We start from the raw sequence: 3,843 nt of genomic DNA, 5'->3' as shown, positions 1-3,843 counted from the left end.
AGAGTGCTAATTGGTTCTGCACCTGATAACTTAACTAGATTTACAGAAACTAGAGGTAATGATATTAACGGTAGTGGATTAATTTCGCCATTCGGGATCGGGGTTTTAGGAACCAATACAAAAACTTTAAATGGTGAAGATGCTTATTACAATTCTTTTACAAAAGATTCTTATTTATTGTTTGATGCGGCATATAGAAACGGTCCGCCAGAAGGCTTAGCAAATGCTGCAGCTTTACTAGTAAAAGCAAATGTAGATTTAGTAAAACCAGAACAAGTAAAAGCATTTGATTTAGGATATAGAGCTAATGTTAAAGGATTCTCATTAGACATTAATGGATACTATAATATTTATAATGATTTCATCGGTAATTTAAATGTTATCACTCCTTATTATGGAACGGCTGTAAATAGCCCAGATATTTCAACTAACAATTCGGCTGCAGCTCTTGCAAACAGAGATTCTAGGGAGTATCAATTATATACTAATACCGAAAGAGAGGTAAAATCCTATGGTTTTGGTGCAGGATTAACTAAGAAAATTTACAAAAATTTTGAATTTAGTGGTAACTATAATTATTCAGCGTTTGAATTTGACCAAGGAAAAGACCTAGATTTTGAAGCAAGTTTCAATACTCCGAAACATAGAGCGAAAGCAACTTTAAGCAATGATAAATTATTAGGAAACTTAGGGATATCTGTTAGCGGAAGATGGAATTCAGAATATTTATGGGAGTCTACTTTTGCCGATGGTATGATCGCCGAAGCGACTGTTATAGATGTGCAGGCTAATTATAATATTAAGTCATTGAAATCAATCCTAAAAGTTGGCGCAACAAATATTGGAGGAAAAGAATACGGACAAGTAATAGGAGCAGGGCTTATTGGACAACAATATTTTGTTTCTCTTACGATTACACCATAAAAACCAATTAAATATATAAATTAAAATATTATGATAAAAAATTTCAAATGGCTATTATTGGTTTCGTTAACCTTTGTAGCATGTAACAATGATGATGAAGTATTTATTAATCCAGATTCATCGGATGGTTTACCTTTAACTGCTGGGTCAGCCGATTTTTCTAAATATGTTGCGCTTGGAGATTCATTTGCAGCAGGGTTTAGTGATAACGCCCTATTTATAGAAGGACAAAAAGGAGCATATCCTAACATTTTAGCACAACAATTTGCTCTTGTTGGTGGAGGTGCTTTTACAACTCCTCTAATGGCAGATAATGTTGGTGGTTTTTTTGGAAGTACTACTTATGCTCCGAGATTGTATTTAAAACCTCCAACAACCCCAGGAGGTCGTCCTAGTCCATCTTCTGTTGCGTTGCCACCATACAATCAAACATCTTCAACTACTTTTGCTTCTTTAGGTGGGTCTTATAATAATATGGGAATTCCAGGAGCAAAAGTTATACACTTAGATTATGCGGGTTATGGGAGTTCTTTAGGAAATCCTTATTTTGCAAGATTTGCTTCAACTCCAATGGCTACTGTAGTTGATGATGCCGTAGCTATGAATCCTACTTTCTTTTCTTTATGGATTGGCGGAAATGATGTTTTGGGTTATGCTTTGTCAGGAGGCTTAAATTCTAGTCCAATTACTCCACCGGCAACTTTTGAAGTTGCTTATAATGGTTTGATTACCAAATTAACAGCAAGTGGAAGAAAAGGAGTTATAGCTAATTTGCCATACGTAAATGCATTGCCTTATTTTACAACTGTTCCTTATAACCCTGTTCCTTTAGACGCTGCAACAGCTTCTTTATTGAATTCAGGTTATACAACTTATAATAATGGATTATTGTATGCTCAGTCATTAGGGTTATTATCAGCAGCCGAAGTAGCTCAAAGAACAATTTCTTTCACAGCATCAAGCACAAATAGAGTAGTCATAGAAGATGATTATTTAACCAATTTAACGGGGGCAGGAATTCCATCGTATCGTCAGGCAACTAGCGAAGATTTAATTGTTTTGCCCGCATTAAACTTTATAGGCACTACTGTAGGGGGAAATCCGACACAGATAAATGGTGTTTCTATACCTTTGTCAGATCAATGGGTTTTATCTAAAAAAGAAATCGAAGAAATAAAAATTGCTACAGATGCTTATAATACAACGATTCAAAATGTAGCTGATGCATACAGCGATCAAATTGCTTTAGTTGACACTAAAGCTGTCATGAATCAATTAACTACTTTCGGAATATCTTCTAATGGTTATACACTCATTTCAACTTTTGTAACTGGCGGTGCCTTTTCTTTAGATGGTTTTCATCCAAGTCCTAGAGGTTATGCTTTAATCGCTAATAAATTTTTAGAAGCTATCAATGAAAAATTCGGATCTAATTTAAAAGGAGTAAAATTCTCAGATTACAGAATAATGTTTCCTCCGGTATTATAAAAAACATCTTTTATTACAATCAAAACATCCTTATTCTTAGGGATGTTTTTTGTTTACAGCAATGAAGAAAAAAATCTTCCTTTTTTATAAAATAATTATTGATAATTCAATTTTTAAAAATTATCTTTGCGCTCTGAAAAAGGAAGTGTTTTTTTCAAATGAAAACAGCTATTTTAAAAATACATAAACAATGTCAAAAGCAATAGGAAAAGTTTCGCAAATCATCGGTCCCGTAGTAGACGTAGTATTTGACAACAAAGATGTTGAGTTACCAAAAATTTATGACTCATTAGAAATCATTAATAAAAATGGTTCTATATTAGTTTTAGAAGTGCAATCCCATATTGGTGAAAACACAGTTCGAACAATATCCATGGATTCAACCGATGGATTAAGTAGAGGAACAGAGGTGAAAGCTACTGGTGCTCCAATTCAAATGCCAATCGGTGCTGATATTTACGGACGTTTATTTAACGTTATTGGTGACGCCATTGATGGTTTAGGGGATTTGCCTAAAGATGGAGCAAACGGAGTTTCTATTCACCGTCAGGCACCAAAATTTGAAGACTTATCAACCTCTACAGAAGTGTTATTCACAGGAATTAAAGTAATCGATTTGATTGAGCCTTACTCAAAAGGTGGTAAAATTGGATTGTTCGGTGGGGCCGGAGTTGGTAAAACTGTATTGATTCAGGAATTAATTAACAATATCGCTAAAGGTCACGGTGGACTTTCTGTATTCGCAGGAGTTGGTGAAAGAACACGTGAAGGAAATGATTTACTTCGTGAGATGTTGGAATCAGGCATTATAAAATATGGAGAAGATTTCATGCACTCTATGGAAAATGGAGGATGGGATTTATCTAAAGTGGATAAACCAGGAATGAGAGAGTCAAAAGCTACTTTCGTTTTCGGTCAAATGAATGAGCCACCAGGAGCAAGAGCTCGTGTTGCCCTTTCAGGATTGTCTATTGCAGAATATTTCCGTGATGGAGCTGGTTCAGACCAAGGTAAAGACGTATTGTTCTTCGTTGATAACATCTTCCGTTTTACACAAGCAGGTTCTGAGGTGTCAGCGTTATTAGGGCGAATGCCATCTGCGGTAGGTTACCAACCAACATTAGCAACAGAAATGGGTGCGATGCAAGAAAGAATTACATCTACAAACAAAGGTTCGATTACATCGGTACAAGCGGTTTACGTTCCTGCGGATGATTTGACTGACCCTGCTCCTGCAACAACGTTTGCTCACTTAGATGCAACAACGGTATTATCGCGTAAAATTGCGGAGTTAGGAATTTATCCTGCAGTGGATCCACTAGATTCTACTTCAAGAATTCTTACTGCTCAAATCTTAGGAGATGAACACTATGATTGTGCGCAAAGAGTAAAAGAGATACTTCAAAAATACAAACAACTACAAGATATCAT

3 protein-coding genes are annotated in these 3,843 nt (G+C 35.5%); all 3 read left to right on the top strand.

All coding sequences use genetic code 11. The features are described from left to right. The coding region (locus tag ACOYLT_RS10580) for a TonB-dependent receptor domain-containing protein (RefSeq protein ID WP_422853816.1) at nucleotides 1-924 on the top strand (924 nt) is incomplete at its 5' end. Between the two features lie 30 nt (nucleotides 925-954). Next, entirely contained in the window at nucleotides 955-2,412 is a 1,458-nt protein-coding gene (locus ACOYLT_RS10575; RefSeq protein WP_422853815.1) for a G-D-S-L family lipolytic protein, read from the top strand. Nucleotides 2,413-2,602: 190 nt separating this feature from the next. Further along, nucleotides 2,603-3,843 (top strand): F0F1 ATP synthase subunit beta (atpD, locus tag ACOYLT_RS10570; RefSeq protein ID WP_422853814.1); only part of this gene is annotated, 1,241 nt, incomplete at its 3' end.

The sequence above is a fragment of the Flavobacterium sp. genome (genome assembly GCF_049318185.1).
Lineage (GTDB): Bacteria > Bacteroidota > Bacteroidia > Flavobacteriales > Flavobacteriaceae > Flavobacterium.
Note: the sequence above shows the minus strand (reverse complement) of the source record. Positions and strands in the feature narration are given on the sequence as shown.